This is a genomic window from Mesorhizobium sp. M0816 (genome assembly GCF_040320005.1).
Taxonomy (GTDB): Bacteria; Pseudomonadota; Alphaproteobacteria; order Rhizobiales; family Rhizobiaceae; genus Mesorhizobium.
On the sequence record NZ_JAMYOT010000086.1, the window covers coordinates 1 to 2,148 of the forward strand.

Below are 2,148 nucleotides of genomic sequence, written 5' to 3' on the forward strand. Positions count from 1 at the left end.
TTTCTGCTCATCTTCTTCCATCACAAGGTGTCCACCTATTTTGGTGGACACCTCATGCATCAGAGCACTCAACAGCAAAAGGTGCGGGGAAATTCGCGCTTACGAAAGACGAGCATTCCCGTCCTCCGAAAACGCGATTGAAGCGCTTCGCGCCTACCGGCCCAATTCCGTAAGGGCGGCACGGTGACGAGGACTTTGTCGCTTGGCACTCAAGGCGCTCGCTCCGTCCGGGCCTCAATCTCAGTGACGTTGACAAGGTCATCCTCGGCCCCGGCTGACCATCCGAACGGTAGAGGGGCCTTCCAGGCCGAGAACAATCCAGGACCAACGGACAAGCATCAAAGCATGACCGACCAGTCCCGGTGCTTCGATTATGTCGCCGCTTCGAGATAGCCAAAGATAGCCTGACGGTGCACATTCTGGCTGCCGACCGGCAGGAGATATGGCCAACACGCCGGCTGCCGTCCACCGTGTTGTGCGGCGGGTGAAGCGCAATCAGAAGGCGGCGCTCGGCCCGATGCTCATTGTCTGCGGAGCCAACGGCTGCCACAAGCGCCATGTGCTCGCCGTCGCAGCTGATCTTTCCATCCCGGTACGTCGTGCCCATGGCACGCGCACGCGCTTCTTGGCCCCTATCTCGCCTTCGATGCCAAGACCGCTCCGATCGCGCCCGCTGCGCTGAAGGAGTTGCGCAAGCGCCTTGACGACCTCAAGGCGATGATCCGCGTGGAAGCCAACCGGCTCGAGCACGCCAGTCACTTTCGTTGGCCGCTTCCAAGGCCCATATCCGAGCCTTGGAAATAGAACTGGCCCCTGTTGGAAATCGCTATGGCACAATTCATCAAGGCGCACTTCTTACATCCTGTCCCCATGCCAGAGAGGCGGGTTGTCGCTCACGTGGTGGCCATGCGTATAGGTAAGGTGCCCGCCGGGAACAACGGCGACGCCGCCGTGATCGTCCAGTTGGGAAGCACATAGCGATTGGGTGGACATGTGACAATCTTCGACCGTTCCTCAACGGTGGCGTTGCGGCACCAAGGTCGCCTCCTTCTGGGTGCCAGTATGCTGGGCCACAGTCGCGAAAGCTCTTCGATCATCTGCAGTTTGCATTCCCTGTCCAGCGCCCCACGCCGGACATCGCCAACCATTAGTTCGACCTGTTAATACTCGTTTGACTCCGTTTTGAAATTCAAGGATGAGCGTTTCGGCGGATGAGGTTTGCGCCCATTGCGAAGAGGATCATTGCGTGAGAGGCGTCGATGCGCTGCTCTAGTCGCGCACGAGGCGCCGTCGGATCATCCAGCCGAAGGTCCGCTCGAGACCCAGCGTCGGGGCAAGACTTCGAAGCCCTTCTGGTGATCGGATCGACGGACGATCTCAACCACGAAGTCCAGATGGCAGCCTTGTCCATGAGCGCTAGCTGATCATAGGCGCCGTCGGCGAACAGATGCTTCACTCAGGGCCAACGCTTGCGGATACCATCCAAGATCGCCTGAGCGCCGGCGTCGGAGATATCGGCAGGCGTCAGGTTGACAATCAACAGCCGCCCATCCGTATCGACTGCGATATGGCGCTTGCGTCCCACGATCTTCTTTCCGGCGTCGACCACCCCTTGTTCCAGCTTGCGGGGCCTTGACAGACTGGCTGTCGATCACCGCCGCCGACGGGCTCGCCTCGCGTCCGGCCCGCTCACGATCCAGCATCAGCGCCACATCGTGGACGGTCTGGAACAGAAACCGCCGCGCCAGCTCTCGAAACCAGCCATAGACCGTCTGCCAGGGTCCAAAGTGGATCGGCAGCATCCGCCAGCCGCAACCCGAACGGACCAGGTAGCGCACCGCATTGATCACCTCGCGAAAATCAACTTCGAGCGGACGGCCGCGCCGCCCAGGCTTGGGCATCAGCGGCGCGAACTGCTCCCGCTCCTCATCCGTCAAATCAGACGGGTAGCGCTTGGTCTTCATGGCGATCTGAGCCATCCGGCCACGGCTCTGCTTTGTCCACATCCACAGCTTGAATCATAACCCAGCCTCAGACGAAACCCCAGCAAGCCGATTTTCAAAACAGATGGGGTGATTGGGGTCTCGGCCGACGCCGGAAGAGGGCGGCTGCTCCTGTCGTGATGTGAGAACGTGGTCGATGTGGAAT

Annotated in this window: 1 pseudogene; it reads right to left on the minus strand. The window is 60.2% G+C overall.

Annotation, left to right across the window (positions count from 1 at the left end):
• Positions 1–1,189: 1,189 nt before the first annotated feature.
• Positions 1,190–2,006, minus strand: a pseudogene (locus NKI17_RS36735) (IS5 family transposase).
• Positions 2,007–2,148: the final 142 nt, after the last annotated feature.